Source organism: Qipengyuania qiaonensis (assembly GCF_019711515.1).
GTDB lineage: Bacteria > Pseudomonadota > Alphaproteobacteria > Sphingomonadales > Sphingomonadaceae > Qipengyuania > Qipengyuania qiaonensis.
This window is the reverse complement of record NZ_JAIGNO010000002.1, coordinates 504,465-520,052: the sequence shown is the minus strand read 5'-3', so window position 1 is coordinate 520,052 and position 15,588 is coordinate 504,465. Positions and strand designations below refer to the sequence as shown.

The window sequence follows — 15,588 nt, the reverse complement described above, 5'->3', positions numbered from 1 at the left end:
CATGCGACGAAGCTGAAATGGCAGCGAGCGAGAAAATGGACCGGCCCACCATGAAGCCCTGGATCGAGGGCATCCACGCCTATGTCCCCGGCAAGTCCACCGCGTCCGACGGGCGCCAACTCGTCAAGCTCTCGGCGAACGAGAACCCGCTTGGCTGCAGTCCGGCGGCCATCGCCGCGCTGGCAGAAGGCCATGCCCCCGCCACCTATCCCGATCCCGACGCCACCGCACTGCGCACCGCGATCGGCAGGCATTGCGGCGTGGATCCTGCGCGGATCGTGTGCGGGACAGGCTCGGACGAATTGCTCAACCTCGCCGCACAGGGTTTCGCTGGCCCGGGCGACGAAGTGTTGTTCAGCCGCTACAGCTTCGCGGTCTACGACATTGCCGCGCGCCGCTGCGGAGCGACGCCGGTGGAAGCGCCGGACGATGATTACGCCACCGATGTCGATGCGCTGCTGGAGGCAGTGACCGGGCGTACGCGGGTGGTCTTTCTCGCGAATCCCAACAACCCGACCGGCACCTACCTCCCACGGGCCGAGGTCGAACGACTACACGCAGGATTGCCGTCCGACGTTCTGCTGGTGGTCGATCAGGCCTATGCCGAATATCTTGAACCGGAAGAGGGGGATGGTGGCATCGACCTCGCGCTGGCGCACGGGAACGTGCTCGTCACGCGAACCTTCTCGAAGATTTACGGTCTCGCTGGTGAACGCATCGGCTGGGCGACCGGCGCGCCGCATCTGATAGACGTGCTCAACCGTATCCGCGGGCCGTTCAACGTGACTGCGAGTGGACAGCGTGCCGCCCTCGCCGCGCTGGCGGATCGCGATTTCAAGGCCCGTTCGCGCGAAGCCAACCGGATCGAACGCACACGCTTCACCGCCGCGATCGATGCGCTCGGCAATCACGGCCTGCGCGCCATTCCGAGCAAGGCGAATTTCGTGCTGGTACTGTTCGAAGGCGCGCTTACCGCCGAAACCGCGCTCGAAGCGATCGGCGAGGCGGGCTACGCGGTGCGCCACCTGCCCGGTCAGGGCCTGCCGCAAGCGCTGCGCATCACCATTGGCACCGCACAGCAGATGAACGACATCACCGCCGTGCTGCGCCGCCTGTGCGGGGAAGCAGCGTGACGATCGAATGTGTCGCCATCATCGGATTGGGCCTGATCGGCGGGTCGATCGGTCTTGCGGTGCAGGAAATGCTGCCCGATATCGCCACCACCGGCTGGGATGCCGATACCGAGGTGCGCCGCCGTGCTGCCGGACGGGGGCTCGTCGGTATGGTCTGCGAGACGGTGGCGGAGGCAGTGGGCGAGGCCGATCTCGTCATCCTCTGTGTGCCTGTCGGCGCGATGGGTCATGCCGCAGAGGCCATCGCGCCCCACCTCAAACCGGGCACCATCGTCAGCGATGTCGGCTCATCCAAAAACAGCGTCGGCGCGGCGCTGTCAGCCGCCCTTCCCGATGCCGTCATCATTCCCGCTCACCCCGTTGCCGGGACTGAGAAGAGTGGCCCGGAGGCCGGCTTCGCCGAGCTCTTCCGCCATCGCTGGTGCATCGTCACGCCGGGTAATGATGCCCCGCAAGATGCCGTGGATGCTGTTTCCGGCTTCTGGGAAGGGCTCGGCGCCAAAGTCGAGGTCATGGATGCCGACCACCACGACCTCGTGCTCGCGGTCACAAGCCATATCCCGCACCTCATCGCCTATACCATTGTCGGCACCGCCAGCGATCTGGAAGACGTGACCCGCGGGGAAGTGATCAAGTACTCCGCCGGCGGCTTTCGCGATTTCACCCGCATCGCGGCAAGCAATCCGACCATGTGGCGCGATGTATTCCTGTCGAACCGCGACGCGGTGCTCGAGGTGCTCGGGCGCTTCACCGAAGACCTCAGCCTGCTCCAGCGCGCCATCCGCAATGGCGACGGCGACACGCTGTTCGACCTCTTCGAACGCACCCGCACCATTCGCCGTTCGATCATCGAGGAAGGCCAGGACGATGCCAGGCCGGACTTCGGACGGAAGGATCACTGAGGCGAGAGTGGGTGCCCAGGAGCATTCGGCGCTACTTATGATGCAGATGTACATCCTTTTGTGAGAGTACTCACTCGAAGACGTCGTTCCGATCGTTCGGTTTTTCGAGGAAACTCCGCTAGCGGACTGTCTATGCGGGCCTGACACGCTTTGCAAAATTGCCGAAGATCCGGGACTTTCTGGGCTCAGCGCGATCAACCGTTTCACCGAGATAGGTGTTCGGTTTCGGCTTCTGATCGGTGATCGACACGAGATCGCGTAGCGCCAGCCGGCCAAGCGCTTCGTCGGAGAATGCCGGCGTGTAATAGATGCAATCGTCGAAGAAATAGTGTGTGGCCTGCGACCATCGAGTGAGCGTGGGATCGGTTTGCCGACTGCCGCCATGGAGAAGATTGGCAGTCCATATCAGTGCCTGACCCTTGCGCGCCAGAAAGGGCTCCTGATCTTTCCCATGGTTTTCACACAGGGCTTGCCACGCGTTGGCGTAGGGCGTCTGGGCCGAATCCAGTTCGCTGCCATACCCGCGTCGGCCAATCATGGCGTTCGAAATGATCGGCCAGCGATGCGATCCGCGAACGTAAAAAAGCGGCCCTGCTTCGGCAGCGATGTCCTCCATTGCGAGCCACACGCCACACATGAAACGTTCGGGGAGGCTGGAAAAGTGCACTGAATCCGCGTGCGGCGCCTGCTGCGTTCCCACAGGGAAATTCAGTGTCTGAAAAGGAAAGGCGCGGCGGCCATACAGTTTTGACAACAAATCTAGAATGGCGGGATTCGACGCAATTGCGTGAACGTCTTCATCTTTCGTCCAGGCATCCTGGATCCGTCGCTCACCTTTTGTCTTGTCTGCCGCAGGATCGTTCAGGGGTATGCCAAAGCCCGGGCCGAGATTGCTTCTGATCCGGTCGATCCGCGCATCGATCTCGGGATCGGGGAAGTCCACAACGCCGAATCCGTCGGAGTTCAGCTTTTGGGCGAGCGCCTTCTCCTGATCGGAGAACCCGGGGAGTTCTTCGCTATCGAAGATCGGCGACTCGATCAAAGGCACCCCGGGAAAGAGTGCAGCCGTCTTCGTACCGGAAAATGCAGTCGCGTCTGTCACTCGTAATTGCCTTTGTATTACTTCCGGCCTGTCTCGCTCATTCAGGCCGATCCGTCGCTATTTGAACACTTCTTTTTGCAGAATCTGCAGCAGCCTCGTCAGGGCATCGTGGTGGAGGACGGGAACACCGCCCGATCTGGGCCAGAAAGCACCGGTGTGGCCGTGAACGTGATGCCCTGTCAGCGGACGTCCGAGTTGCTCGAAGCGGTCGAGGACAGGCGGAATGGGGTTGTCCGGCTGCGGCGCGGTAACGATCTCACCATCCGCAAACATGTCGGCCACGCATTCATGGCTGAAGAGGCTCGCCCTCGGGTCAAGCTTATCGGCGACAACCATCAGGTCCTTGGCAGATACCTCGAGATCTACGTCCATCCAGAGGCACATAAGCTGAGGCGGGCGATAGTCGCGAAACGTGTCGGCGTAGAAGCCCTTGTGAAAGGTGACCTGTTCGACCGAACCCAACCGGCGCACGTTCTCGGTTACCTCGTCGAGGCTACCCGCGTAGTCGCCCGCCGTGTATCCGCTGTGCTTCGCTTCGGGCAAACCTTCGAACGAATCGAAAATATGCATCTTCACCCCAAGTTGCTCGCAAGCGAAGCTCAGCATCGAGGAGCTGAACCCTTTGAAGCAACCGAATTCTGCAAAGTCCCCTTTTACGCCATAGGATTTCAGCACGTACAGCTGATGGGCGATCGCCATGATTTCGGGTACCGAGTTGGGCTTGCCATGGAAATCTGCAGAACCGGCACGTGCTTGCTTGTTGGCGGTAGGGAAGAACCGATCGACAAAGGAGAAATGCGAGGCGATTGCCTGAAGATATCGGACATAGTCGGCAATCGCCGGCGTTTCGCGCAAGGCAGGCACGATCAGGATTTCCCGCAGGGCAGCAATGAACCGCTTCTGCCCACTCACCGTACTGAGTTCTTCGACGGCTTCAGGCTTAAAGACTGCGACAACATCAATCACTGGGCCGGGAAATGGGCCGATAATACCTGTGCGAGGAGCGGAAGCGAGCTTTTCCACGAGACGATCGCCGGCTAGAGTAGCCGTGGCGAGCCAAGCTTTCGGAGCCAACGATCCATCGGGACGAGCCGTTATCTTGACATCGACAACCCGATCCTGGGCGATCGCGCTCGCGGGCACTTCCAGCGTGAACCCGCTAAAACGACCCCGCCGATAACTGGGTAGAAGGCGTTCGACGTCGGGACGTTCCCCACCCGTTTTCGTCGACGCAACCTGCTTGCCATCGATCCAAGCCTCGATGAGGACATCCTTGTCACCGCGCGACACTGCCCAGCCGGAAAAACGATTGAGCGCGTTGGCATCGAGAATTCCTCGTGTGCCGGCTAGTCGATTGAGTTGCCGGACCAGTCGCTTCGGTCGTTTCACTAATGTCTTCCCCGCAAATGAAGTTGCTATCGGCGCCAACGGTGAGGGCGATGCTGTCCCGACAGATTCTGCAGAATGCAAATTCGAGAGCACTGTCAATACGTGCCAACCGATTGACCCTCAATCACTTTGAATTTCGGTCCATCGAAATGGCAGTTGCCTTGAAGGCCAAATCCTTCTGGTCTCGTGCCCGTCAACTTGCGCAAGATGCAACTCACCCGTTGAGCGCGTTGATCGCTGCCAGCACTCGTTCCTCGATCTCCGACCGCGGCAAGCCCGGCGGGATCGGCTCGCCGAATTTATAGGTAATCGTGCCCGGCTTCTTCAGCTTGCGGTGATAGATCGGTCCGCTGTTCACTGCGACCGGCACCACTGGCAGGCCGAGCATCTTGTACAGCCCGGCGAAGCCCGATTGCAGGGCGCGCACTTCGCCATGGGGCACTCGGGTGCCTTCGGGAAAGATTACCAGCGGTCGACCATCGGCCACGAGGGCCTTGGCCGAACGGATCATCTGCATCAACGCCTTCGCGCCCGCATCCCGCGCTACGGGAACGAGGCCGAAAGCAGCCGCCGCGCGTCCCCACAGCGGGATACTGAACAGTTCCTGCTTGGCGAATACACTGGGCGTATCGAACAGCGCGGGTGCATCGATCGCCTCGAAAAAGCTTTCGTGCTTGATCGCGTAGAGCACCGGTTCATCGAGCGGCGCCCCTTCGAGCACGATCTTGCAGCCGAGCAGATGGGTGACGCACCAGCGCTGCCATTGTGCCCAGTTGCGGACCCGCGCACGAAAGGCCTCCACGCTGAACGGCAGCGCGCCGAGCGAAGCGGAGGTAATCAGCAGACTGCCGATGTAGAATGCAAAATAGAAGGCAAGGTTACGCAGCAGACGCATCGGCAGCCTCAGCTCGGCAGCCCCTGCGAAACCGCAGCCACGAGCAGCTTGTTGTACTCTAGGAACAGCGTCGCAAGATCGGGGTGCGAGGAGACCGCATCTTCCACCACACGAATGTCGGACGGCAGCGTTTCGGCGAATTCGGAACTGGCGCGGGCCATGTGCCAGTCCGTCGTCACCAGCCGCACGGAGGAGAACTCGTTTTCCTTGAGCCATTGCGCAGCCTCGCCGGCATTGCTGCGCGTGTCGACCGCAAGGTAGCCAAGCTTGACGCAGCATTCCATCGTGCGGCGCGAGACGTCGAACTCGGCGGCGAATTCGGCGGGTCTGACTTCCGGATCGACGCCGGAGACGAACATCTCCTTCGCCAGTTCCAGGTCGACGACTTCCAGCCCGCGCGCGATCCGCCCGGGGCCGCCGGTCAGCACGATCACGGCGTCGGTCGGTTCGCCCGAAAGGGGTTTGGGCAGCGATACGGCAAAGCCCAGGAAGCCGAACGCGTAGACGAGCATGGCTGCAGCGAAGAGACGGAGGATCACAGAATTTTCCTGAGCGACGCGAGCACGGTGAATCGCGCCGTGTAGACCGCTAGAACAACCGCACCCACGGGGACAAGGGCCAAGACCAGCCAATCGGTCGTTTGCAGCCCGCCACCCGAAACGAGCCCCGAATCCAATGCCGTGAACTGCATCCCGGTCAACCACACGGCAGCCGCACCGATCACTAGGCCGAGCAGGCCGCCGACCGACGCATCGGCAAGGATCGAGCGCTGGAAAATCCGCGCGATCTGGTCGTCGCTGCCGCCGAGCAGATGGACGATCTCGATCGTGTCTCGATTGGTGCCGAGCGCATTGCGAGCGGCGAGCCAGACGGCGGCGGCCCCAGTGAAAGCGAGCAGTCCGATCAGGCCCAGCGCGACCCATCCAAGCGCCGATAGTGCCGAGAGGACCGGAGCCAGCCACTGCGCCTGAGCATCGATACGCGCCGCCGGTGCACGCTCGGCAAGCAGGTCGCGCAATCGGTCGAGCGTCGCCTCGTCGGCATCGTCGCGTAGCCGCAGGTCGATCAGCGCCGGGATCGGAACGGCATCCTCCGGATTGTCGGTTCCCAGCCAGGGTTCGAGCAGTTCCTCGACCGTTTCCTGCGGCACGACGACCAGTTCCGCAACGGCAGCATCCTGCGACAAAATGGCCGCAGCCGCTTCGGTCTGGCGCGCGCGTACCTCTGGATCGGCTTCGACGATCTGCAGGGTGGCGCTGCCCGCCAGATCGCCGCGCGCCCGGTTGGCGAGATTGTCGAGCGCCAGTCCGCCACCCGCCGCAAGCACCGTCAGCGCTACCATGATTGCGATGACCCACGGCATCGGCCCGCCGAGACGCGCGCGAGGCAAGAGATGTGCGGCCCGCCGCCCGCGAAACGGTGCAAGACCGCGCTCCGCCGCGCGCGCCAGAACCGGCGGCTTCTTCACTGGCCCACCCCGACGCGTCTCGGAGGATAGCGCAGAGCCCCCGTCGGATCCGACAGCATCCCCTTGTCGAGCCGCATGATGAGCGAATCCGGCACCTTGCGCAGCAGGTGAACGTCGTGCGTTGCCACGACCACCGTGGTGCCGAGGCGGTTGAGCGCTTCGAACAACCGGATGAGTTTAAGGGCCATCTCCGGGTCGACGTTCCCCGTCGGTTCGTCGGCCACCAGCATATCGGGCCGGCCGATGACTGCGCGGGCGATGGCCACCCTCTGCTGTTCTCCGCCCGAAAGCGTGGCCGGGCGTGCATCGGCGCGCTGGGCCAGACCGACCCATTCGAGCATGTCGGACACCGGCCCGTGCAGATCCGCCTCGCGCACGCCCGCCACCCGCAGGGGCAGGGCGACATTGTCGAAGGCCGAAAGATGGTCGACCAGCCGAAAGTCCTGAAACACCACACCCATTCGCCTGCGATAGGCCGGCAGACGTTCGCGCGGCAGCGTTATCACATCTGTGCCGAACATGCGGATCGCCCCCCGCGACGGACGCTGGGCCAGATAAAGCAGCTTCAGCAGCGATGTCTTGCCTGCACCGCTGGCACCGGTGAGGAAATAGAAGCGGCCGGGAAACAGGGTGAAAGAGATATTGGAAAGCACCTCGCGATCGGTGCCGTAGCGCAATCCGACATTGTCGAACTGCACGATCTCCTCTTCGGGCGCGCTCATCGCCCGGCCTGTCCAATCAAGAGGAAATGAGCACCCGCCATCTTCGAAAACAGCCTATAACCGCGCTTGCATGTGGAAAAAAGCCGCTCTCGGGGTTTGCGAACAGGGCTGTCGCTTGTCGCGATTCGCAACGCGTCCTAAGGCTCCAGGTCACCATGATCATTGCCTGCCCCGCCTGTTCCACGCGCTACGTCGTCCCCGACAGCGCCATCGGGATCGAAGGGCGCACCGTGCGCTGCGCGAAATGCAAGCACAGCTGGTTCCAGGACGGGCCCAAGGCCGACCGCTTCGTAGCAGCGGGGGCGACCGTCGCGCCTCCGTCACCGCCGCCTGCCCCCGCGCCACCTCCTCCTCCGCCACCCGTTCCGGTTCCGACGTTCGGCGAAGACACGGAGACGGCCACTCGCTTCGACGATGCGGACACCGAAGCGCCCCCGCACAGCGGGCCTGATTTCGATGAAGCCGCCCCGCCTTATGGCGATGTACAGGACGATCTACCCCCTCCGCCGGAACCGGAGGAGGAGGACAGCAGCCCCTCCCGCTTCGATCATGCGCCCCCGTTCCGCCCCAGTCGCAATACCACCCGGCTGTGGACCTGGGCTGCAGCCATTTTCGCGGCGATTGCGCTCGGTACGGTCGTCGCCGTGAATTATGTCGGTCTGCCCGAATGGGTGCCCGTCACCCGCCCATTGTTCGGGGCGGCACAGCCGGATCTCGAGTTGCGGTTTCCGGTGGAGCAGCAGGAACGGCGCACGCTTCCCAACGGCACGGAGTTTTTCGGCGCGCGGATCATCGTCGAAAACACCGCGCGCGAATCGCGGCCGATCCCGCCGATCCTGATCGTGCTGCGCGACCAGCGCGAACGGCAGGTCTATAGCTGGGTCGTCCAGCCACCGCAGTCGAGCCTTGCTCCGGGCGAAGAATTGACCATCAACGAAGCGGTCACCGACGTGCCCAAATCGGCCGTGTTCGCCGATATCGGCTGGGCCCCGCGCTAGCTTTCCGTTGCGTACAACAAAGATGCTTGCGGGGCCGCACACCCGCTGCTAGTGGCGCGCTCCTACCGACGGGAGCCGGCCTCTGGCAGATTCGCTCTCGATGCAGACTGTGTGCGGTCGTGGCGGAACTGGTAGACGCGCAACGTTGAGGTCGTTGTGGCCGCAAGGCCGTGGAAGTTCGAGTCTTCTCGACCGCACCATTCTAGGAAATGGCGGGAAACTGCCGTTTCCGGGGAACCCCTTAGAGAACGGTCGAGAACACCTGCTCTGACCAGGCGCGCGGACGACCACTTTGCGCGTTTATTCGCGACTTTCGACCGCGCCTATTGGAATCTTCAAAGACGCCGTCCTTTGTCGACGGCTCGATCACTTTGGCAGCGAAAAGACGACACCGTTCTCTCGAGCTACATCAAATGCAGCAACGCACCGAACATGTCGCCCGAGTTTGAGCCGATCGCGCCTTAGCTGCTAGTCGGCGGGCAGTGTGTAGGCAGTCCGTAAGCGATCTCCAGCAATTGTTGCGGATAGGCCGGAGAGGCCGCGCTTGGCCGGGCCGCAAAATGGGAGCGCCAGGCCGCCAGGGTGCGACAGTTCTGCGGAACTGGCACCCCGTAGAATTCATCGGCAAATTGCAGCGTCGCCATGGCGATGCAGTCGGCGATCGTAATCTGCGATCCCGCGACGAAAGGCCCGCCCGCCGCCGCCATCATCCTGTCGAGGAGGTGCAGCCGCCCGTGATAGGCGTCCGCCGCAAAGGTCGCAGCTTTCGGGCTCTGCTCTTCCTGGTTGGCAAACATCGGGCTTCCTTTGTGACACCAGATGCCGAGCTGGTTGGCGGCCTCGTCGATCACGCTGACGAATTCGCGGGTTCGGGCCCGCGCTTGCGGCGTCGCGCCGATCATGTCGGGTGATGGAAACCGCTCCTCGAGATATTCGAGGACTGCGATTGATGAACCGATGACGGTGCCGTCTTCGATTTCGAGGGCAGGAACGGTCCCTTGGAGACTGAGGCCCGCAATCCTGGAGCCTGCGCCGGGATCGAGAGCGTCGAGGGCAACACGCTCGATGCCATCGATCCCTTTTTCTGCGAGATAGATGCCGACCCGACGGGGAAAAAGCGCCCAATCGAATTCGTAGAGCTTCATTACAGGTGCCCCATCTCAGGCCGCGAGTGGCTCGAAGACGAGCGATTGATGCAGCGATACACCTGCGGTCACGCCGTCGGCTGCTGCCCAGCTCGCGTTGTGCGGGGCTCGCGCGATATCACCGGCAGCGTAGACGCCCGGAACGGTGGTTAGCTTGGCGGCATCGGTTCGGATCACCGGGCCGAAGGGGCCTTCGTCCATAAGACATCCGAGTTGCTCGGCGATGGGGCTGTTGAGCCGGGTGCGTGGCGCAAGGTAAAGAGCGTCGATGGCGATCTCTCGCTCATCGGAGAGGAGAATGGAGGACAGGGCCGTGTTCTCGCCACGAAGCTCGAGCACGGGAGCGGGCTCGATTGCGACGCCGCGTTGCTGCAGCTTGGCAAGTGCCTCACCGTCGGCCGCAGCGCTGCCGTTGAGGTAGAGCGTCGTCGGCCCCCAGTCGGCGATCAGCTGTGCCTGATGCGCGGACATCGGCATCGTCTGCAGCACGCCGAGGCGTTCGCCAGCATATTCGAAGCCGTGACAATAAGGACAATGCAACACGCTCTTGCCCCAGCGCTCCGCGAGACCGGGGAGGTCGGGCAGCACGTCGGATATGCCGAAGGCCAGCAAGAGTTTCGCAGAGGTCAAAATGCTTCCATCGCCAAGTCGTACCTCGAAACCGCCACCGATGGCCGATGCGCTCATCGCCTCGCCAGCGACCATCCGCACGGTGGGATAGCGCTGAAGCTGCGCACGCGCCCTGGCGATCATCGCCTGCGGATCGTCGCCATCCTGTCCAAAGAAGCCGTGCGAAGCATCGGCAAAGCGGTTGCGCGGGCTTGCTGTGTCAATGACACAGACCGAACGGCGCGCGCGGGCAATGTGAATGGCGGCGGACAAGCCGGCGAAGCTGCCGCCAATGACGATTGCGTCATCCTGCATGAACGGTCTCCAGATCGATGGATTTGCCGCTCGCGACCATGCGAGCGTGAAAGTCGACGCTCAACGCGGCGAGCGTCACCGCGCCGAAGCGGTCGAGCAGTAACGTCTCCGCATCACGTAACGCGTCGTCGAGCGCGGCATTGACGGCTTGCTCGACCAGACAGCCCGGCGCTTCGGTGCGATGGCCCAAGGCGAATAGTTCGGGCGCGCCGAGCGCGTCATACACATCGCGCAAGCTGACGGAGGCGAGATCGCGAGCGATGGCCCATCCGCCACCATGGCCCTTTTCCGAATGGACGAAGCCGGCCTCGCGAAGGCCAGCCATGAGCCGGCGAATGACCACCGGGTTGGTCTGCATGGCCTTGGCCATCGCCTCCGACGTGACCGGGCCCGACGCCTCGGCCAAATGGAGAAGGACGTGCAGCACGCCCGACAATCTGCTGTCTCGTTTCATGTAACATCATATATTGCATGATACTAGAAAGGTCAACCACCAGACTGTGCGGTGGCGCGGTTTGCCGATACCGATGTGGACGAACTCCGCCGTGTAAGGGTTCGTCCCGGAATGCAGCCCCAAAGCTGCTTTCCGACGGCACTACCGGCGGCAACTCAGAGTCTTGGCAGAGAAATTTCCCCACTGTCGGAGTGCCCATCTTTGTCCCTCTCGGGGCACCGACAGTCACTCAGCGGCTGGTTTCCCTAGAGTTGTTCGATCTTGCTGAGCGGCCACCAGGGGCCTTCGTCCCGTTCGGCCTTGTGTCGCCCCAGGTCGCGCAGACGGGCCATGAAGGCCGGCTTGAACATCTCGTCCTGCTTGAAGTTCTCGCCGACCGTGCTGGGAAACGTGTCGTAGCGATCGGCGCTGGTCAGCAAGATGCGTCCATAGGGATTATTGAGCCTGAGTCCGGCAATCGCGCCGATCTCGCTTTCGTTGACCAGCAGATCGTAGCCGCGTTGCCCGTTCTTCAGGGGGCCGGACGTGGTGTTGAGTGCATCGTCGCTCCGACGCACGGTGGGGCCGTTGCGTACGACATAAACGGTCGGCGCCGCCTCTTCGTAAGTCCTGGCGTAAGCCTCTTGCGATATGCCATCGGCCGTCCTCGGGAGCGCATGCCCCTGCATCTGCTTGCGCACTTCCTGATCGACCGCCGCCATGGCCCGATCGAAGAATATCGAACGACGCACCCCACCATCGTAGAGCGCAAGCGGCCGGGCGTCGCTCCCCGCAATCCGCAGCTGCTGGTGGAAGACGGGCATGGCGGAGGACGCCATCGTTGCAGCTGCCAGGGCCTGCGCAGCTGCAGCGGTATCGGGCGCCGAATTCACGAGCTGCTTGATATCGGCATAGCGGAAGACGCCGCGCTCCGCCTCGACGAAGCCGACAAAGCCATCGATGCTCGAATTCCCGATCGCGCTTACAAGCCGCTCGTCGCCGCCGGGCATGAGCGCTTCGACGATGCGAGCGCGAAGCGGGGCGGTGCCCGCCGCCGATCCGTAAAGGGGCACTCCGATCAGCTTGGTGTGTTTCACCACATCGCTTTCGCGTTCGGGCGAATATCCCCAGATCAGCCGGTCGAGCGCAAAGCGGCGCATGTCGGGCGTCTGAGCCGGGTCGAGTGCCACCATCAGCATCAGGGCCTGCAGCGAACCGGTCGAAATCCCGGTGATCACGCCAATCCCCGGCAGCGCAAGTTCGTCCGCGCTGCGGCGGGCCAGCGTGTCGAAAAGCCCCGCCCCGTAGGCGCCCCATTGACCGCCGCCCGAAAGCAGGAGGACGTTGCAGTCGGGCAGGTCGCCCTGATTGTGGCATTGCACCGCGTCGCGGATCGAGCAGGACATGCGATCGTCCAGCCGGCATTCCGCCGCTTCGGGAACGTCCGCCTGCACGTCGCGGATGAACGGGCCGACATCGCCGTCGGCCACATGCGTATAGAAGCCGTCGATCTCGAATGTCAGCGGCCCGCGCCGGAACAGCTTGAACGCCAGATATCCGAATACGGCGAGCGCCAGCAATGTGACGGCCACCCCGAGCAGGAAATTTCCCATGATCGCATTCCCCCCGATTGATCGCGGAGACCCTGCGCGGAAATCGCGCCGAATTCAATTATCCGTGCGCGCCGAACTCATTGGCGATGGCGGTCGAAATGCGCAGGCACAATGCATGGGCCTGCTCGATCGGATCGATATAGTCCTCGCGGATGGCGGCATATCCTTCGCCCGCACCGCTGGGATATTCCCCCGGTTCGTCCAGCGTAAAATCGTCCTTGCGCGGGAAACTCGTCGGGAAGGCGCGGCGCAATTGCGCCAGCGCCTCGTCAATCCGCAGAGTGAAGACCATCTCGAGAACATCGGTCCGGCTGATATCGTTGGCGCGGCTGAACGCAGGGACTGAAACGGCTTTCAGGAACATGTGCTGGAGCAATGCCAGACGCACGGCCTGCAATACGCCGATCGCGCGCCGCACGCTTTCGCGTTCGGGATGCGGATCGTCGTCGGGCACCAGATCGAACAGCCGATGAAGCTTCAACGCATCGACCCGCAGGCGCGAGGCGAGACGGCGGAAGACACCGTTTCGATCGTCCTTGATGAGATATTCGGCCAATGCCTCGCAGGCCGGGCCGAGATGCTGCTCGGTTCCGCGATATGGGCGGCTCGCCCAATAGGCCGAATTGAACAATTCGCCGAACGCGGCCACCGTTTTGATGCTGGCGAGAGCGTTCGAAGCCCGAACCAAGCGCATGATCTGCCGCCCGCGCGGGCTTTCGGCGAGCAATGCACCGATCTCTTCGATCTGGCTTTCCGCCGCGCTGCCGACACCGGCAATGATATTCACCGGATAGCCCAATTGCTGGAGAATGGCATTGTGCGGGATCGCACGAATTTGCCGCAGGCTCATCTCGCGATCGGCGGACAGGTCGCTCTGACGCCGCGACTTGCGGCTACCGGTCTCGTTGAGCAAGCCGAGCCCCAAGGCGGTGATAGCCCGGCTGTAAGTGCGGCTTTCCAGATGATCGCGCTGATGCTCCTTGATCGCGCGATAGAAATCGAGGCTCAGATCCGTGCGGCGATAGAACGGGTCCGTCGGCACATCGGAATTGGTATGCGCCGGGCTGTGCGCGATCACCTGCGTCAGCGTGGCGAGCGCGATATCGGGCGTTGCGAACAGCAGATAACCGTCGCCGCCCTGGAAGCTTGCTTCGGGTTCGAGCGCGATACCGGCGCGGGCAAAACGACGCTGGGCCCACGGGCTCAATGCCCATTCGATCCGATCCTCGAAACTGGAGGGGTGCGCACCGCGCCCCATGCCTTCGCCATGGGTGTCGAACACCAGCGCGGCGACATCAGTCAACCCGTTGGCGGCCATCGCTTCGGCCAACCGTCCCTGCAACCGCTCGATGGCGAGGCTGGCGGGGATCTGGCCAACGAACCGGCCCGCATCCGAAAAACCGGTTTGGATCGCCACGCGCCCGCGCTTCTTGGCATAGGCCTGATAGTCCGGTTCGGCGAGCAGCAGGTCGAGGAAGCGACCGCCATGTTCAAGCGCGGTCTCCGTCTCGAACAGCGGCGACACGTCGACCTTGTCGGCAATGCCGAAGAGCCTCGCGAAATATAGTGCGGCAAGCACCGTCGAGGGTTGTTCGCACTCGGCCACCAGCATGCGAATCGGCGCGTCGGCATCGATGTGCTTGAGGATCTGCGCCATGGCGAGGAACTGCCGCACCGCGGTGGAACTTTCGATCGCCAAGCTGGCGAAATTGGCGCTTTGCGGTTCGACCTCCGCCAGAAGTTCGCGCAGCGCGGCGATCGCCCCGCGACTGGACAGATCGATATCGGCGGCATCGCCCAGCCGGGGGCGGATCGCGTTGTGCAATTGCTTGGCGTTCACGCGAAAATGGATCCACCCCATCCCCAGCCCATCCGCGCGCATTGCGGCAGCGAGCGCGCGCAGCGCGACGGCCCGGTCGGCTTCGCTGTCCGCTGCGTCGCTCTCGAGCTGGCCGATCAGCGGCTCGAGCGACAGGAGCTTGTCGGGATGCTCTTCGGTCAGTCGATTGGCGGCGGCGGACAGGTCTTCCGGAGCGGACAGGTCACTGGCGAATTCATCCGCGCTTGCCCGAGCGCGCGCCTGCGCCGCTCGAAGACCGGCGATTGCCGGATGCGCGGCATCTATCGCTTCAAGCCTGTCGGCATAGCGCTCCAGTCGCTGGGCCTTTTCGGCCAGACGGAACGCTATCGACGTGTACCACTTGATATCCGTTCGCCCGTCCATGTCGTAGCCAACCCAACTGGCGAAGCGGAACGGCAGCGGCCGCAGATCGGCCCATCCTTTGGGAAACGCGCTCTGCGCCCGGCGCAGCACCGCCTCCACTATCCGGTCGCGCGCGTCTTGTGCATTGGCGAGCGCGGCCATTGCGCGATCATGCTCGTAGCGCAGTGTGATCTCCGGCTTGTCGTGCATATCGTGTGCGTCGACCTTGGCGCCACCGGCCACCGCATCGGCCACTGCCTCGCTCTGCTGCGGCGAAAGCAGGAATGTGGGGTGAGCGGTAAACACTGCATGCAAATGCGGACGTTCCCAGAATGCCCGAAAGGCGTCGAAATCGTCGGCAGGTGCGGCGAATTCCGCAAGCCGCTCCTCCGCTTCGTCCGGTCGCAGCAGGTTTCGCAGCCGCGAGGCACGGGCATCGAGCGATTGCGCTTCGAGTTCGTCGACCAGACCCGCAAGCGCTTCCACCCCCAACTCGCCGCTTTCCAGCTTGCGGGAAATATCCAGCGACAACTGGAATACGGGATTGAAGAGAGGGGTCTCGCGCGTCTGGCGATGGAGCACCCGGAGGCGATCGCTCAGGCTGGCGAGCGTCGGTTCTATCGTCGTTTCGGCCATTACTCTACCCTATGCCCTAAGTAGG

Annotated in this window: 14 protein-coding genes and 1 tRNA gene; 4 read left to right on the top strand and 11 right to left on the bottom strand. The window is 63.0% G+C overall.

The window, feature by feature from the left end; all coding sequences use genetic code 11:
• Positions 1–35: 35 nt before the first annotated feature.
• Both hisC and K3174_RS05475 read left to right on the top strand, forming a co-directional pair.
• Complete coding sequence (hisC, locus tag K3174_RS05480) at positions 36–1,133, top strand: histidinol-phosphate transaminase (RefSeq protein WP_247711888.1); 1,098 nt, start codon at positions 36–38, stop codon at positions 1,131–1,133.
• The gene (locus K3174_RS05475) at positions 1,130–2,035 is read left to right on the top strand and encodes a prephenate/arogenate dehydrogenase family protein (protein WP_221556456.1); all 906 of its coding nucleotides are present in this window, start codon (positions 1,130–1,132) and stop codon (positions 2,033–2,035) included. The genes hisC and K3174_RS05475 overlap by 4 nt, the downstream gene beginning before the upstream one ends.
• A 130-nt stretch (positions 2,036–2,165) precedes the next feature.
• Here the strand turns inward: K3174_RS05475 and K3174_RS05470 are convergent, their stop codons facing one another.
• The 6 genes from K3174_RS05470 to ftsE all read right to left on the bottom strand — a co-directional run bounded on the left by K3174_RS05470 (position 2,166) and on the right by ftsE (position 7,611).
• Complete coding sequence (locus K3174_RS05470) at positions 2,166–3,137, bottom strand: phytanoyl-CoA dioxygenase family protein (protein WP_221556453.1); 972 nt, start codon at positions 3,135–3,137, stop codon at positions 2,166–2,168.
• Between the two features lie 57 nt (positions 3,138–3,194).
• Positions 3,195–4,619, bottom strand: coding sequence for a TylF/MycF/NovP-related O-methyltransferase (locus K3174_RS05465; protein ID WP_345719592.1), 1,425 nt, complete (start codon positions 4,617–4,619; stop codon positions 3,195–3,197).
• 121 nt (positions 4,620–4,740) lie between these two features.
• Positions 4,741–5,421: a lysophospholipid acyltransferase family protein gene (locus K3174_RS05460; RefSeq protein WP_221556448.1), complete on the bottom strand. Its 681-nt coding sequence runs from the start codon at positions 5,419–5,421 to the stop codon at positions 4,741–4,743.
• Positions 5,422–5,429: 8 nt separating this feature from the next.
• Positions 5,430–5,960: a YdcF family protein gene (locus K3174_RS05455; protein WP_345719588.1), complete on the bottom strand. Its 531-nt coding sequence runs from the start codon at positions 5,958–5,960 to the stop codon at positions 5,430–5,432.
• Positions 5,957–6,889 carry a cell division protein FtsX gene (locus tag K3174_RS05450; protein WP_221556446.1) on the bottom strand — a complete coding sequence of 311 codons (933 nt, stop codon included), beginning with the start codon at positions 6,887–6,889 and terminating at the stop codon, positions 5,957–5,959. The genes K3174_RS05455 and K3174_RS05450 overlap by 4 nt, the downstream gene beginning before the upstream one ends.
• Positions 6,886–7,611 carry a cell division ATP-binding protein FtsE gene (gene ftsE / locus K3174_RS05445; protein WP_221556444.1) on the bottom strand — a complete coding sequence of 242 codons (726 nt, stop codon included), beginning with the start codon at positions 7,609–7,611 and terminating at the stop codon, positions 6,886–6,888. Before ftsE ends, K3174_RS05450 begins: the two co-directional genes overlap by 4 nt.
• A 155-nt stretch (positions 7,612–7,766) precedes the next feature.
• On the opposite strand from ftsE, the gene K3174_RS05440 reads away from it, so the two are divergent.
• Entirely contained in the window at positions 7,767–8,609 is an 843-nt protein-coding gene (locus K3174_RS05440; RefSeq protein WP_221556442.1) for a zinc-ribbon domain-containing protein, read from the top strand.
• A 113-nt stretch (positions 8,610–8,722) separates the two neighbouring features.
• A tRNA-Leu gene (locus tag K3174_RS05435) sits at positions 8,723–8,809 on the top strand.
• A 261-nt stretch (positions 8,810–9,070) separates the two neighbouring features.
• Here K3174_RS05435 and K3174_RS05430 read toward each other — a convergent pair.
• The 5 genes from K3174_RS05430 to K3174_RS05410 all read right to left on the bottom strand — a co-directional run bounded on the left by K3174_RS05430 (position 9,071) and on the right by K3174_RS05410 (position 15,563).
• The gene (locus tag K3174_RS05430; RefSeq protein ID WP_221556440.1) at positions 9,071–9,754 is read right to left on the bottom strand and encodes a glutathione S-transferase family protein; all 684 of its coding nucleotides are present in this window, start codon (positions 9,752–9,754) and stop codon (positions 9,071–9,073) included.
• 15 nt (positions 9,755–9,769) lie between these two features.
• On the bottom strand, positions 9,770–10,678 hold the full coding sequence (locus K3174_RS05425) for an NAD(P)/FAD-dependent oxidoreductase (RefSeq protein WP_221556438.1): 909 nt from the start codon (positions 10,676–10,678) through the stop codon (positions 9,770–9,772).
• The gene (locus tag K3174_RS05420) at positions 10,668–11,132 is read right to left on the bottom strand and encodes an Rrf2 family transcriptional regulator (protein WP_221556436.1); all 465 of its coding nucleotides are present in this window, start codon (positions 11,130–11,132) and stop codon (positions 10,668–10,670) included. Before K3174_RS05420 ends, K3174_RS05425 begins: the two co-directional genes overlap by 11 nt.
• Before the next feature lie 245 nt (positions 11,133–11,377).
• Complete coding sequence (locus K3174_RS05415; protein WP_221556434.1) at positions 11,378–12,724, bottom strand: patatin-like phospholipase family protein; 1,347 nt, start codon at positions 12,722–12,724, stop codon at positions 11,378–11,380.
• A gap of 58 nt (positions 12,725–12,782) precedes the next feature.
• On the bottom strand, positions 12,783–15,563 hold the full coding sequence (locus K3174_RS05410) for a phosphoenolpyruvate carboxylase (RefSeq protein WP_221556432.1): 2,781 nt from the start codon (positions 15,561–15,563) through the stop codon (positions 12,783–12,785).
• Positions 15,564–15,588: the final 25 nt, after the last annotated feature.

What these genes read in the sequence shown, in the direction of transcription:
- ftsE (WP_221556444.1), bottom strand. Translation starts at nt 7,611, where the DNA reads ATGAGCGCGCCCGAAGAGGAGATCGTGCAGTTCGACAATGTCGGATTG.
- K3174_RS05410 (WP_221556432.1), bottom strand. Translation starts at nt 15,563, where the DNA reads ATGGCCGAAACGACGATAGAACCGACGCTCGCCAGCCTGAGCGATCGC.
- K3174_RS05415 (WP_221556434.1), bottom strand. Translation starts at nt 12,724, where the DNA reads ATGGGAAATTTCCTGCTCGGGGTGGCCGTCACATTGCTGGCGCTCGCC.
- hisC (WP_247711888.1), top strand. Translation starts at nt 36, where the DNA reads ATGGACCGGCCCACCATGAAGCCCTGGATCGAGGGCATCCACGCCTAT.
- K3174_RS05440 (WP_221556442.1), top strand. Translation starts at nt 7,767, where the DNA reads ATGATCATTGCCTGCCCCGCCTGTTCCACGCGCTACGTCGTCCCCGAC.
- K3174_RS05460 (WP_221556448.1), bottom strand. Translation starts at nt 5,421, where the DNA reads ATGCGTCTGCTGCGTAACCTTGCCTTCTATTTTGCATTCTACATCGGC.
- K3174_RS05425 (WP_221556438.1), bottom strand. Translation starts at nt 10,678, where the DNA reads ATGCAGGATGACGCAATCGTCATTGGCGGCAGCTTCGCCGGCTTGTCC.
- K3174_RS05420 (WP_221556436.1), bottom strand. Translation starts at nt 11,132, where the DNA reads ATGAAACGAGACAGCAGATTGTCGGGCGTGCTGCACGTCCTTCTCCAT.
- K3174_RS05430 (WP_221556440.1), bottom strand. Translation starts at nt 9,754, where the DNA reads ATGAAGCTCTACGAATTCGATTGGGCGCTTTTTCCCCGTCGGGTCGGC.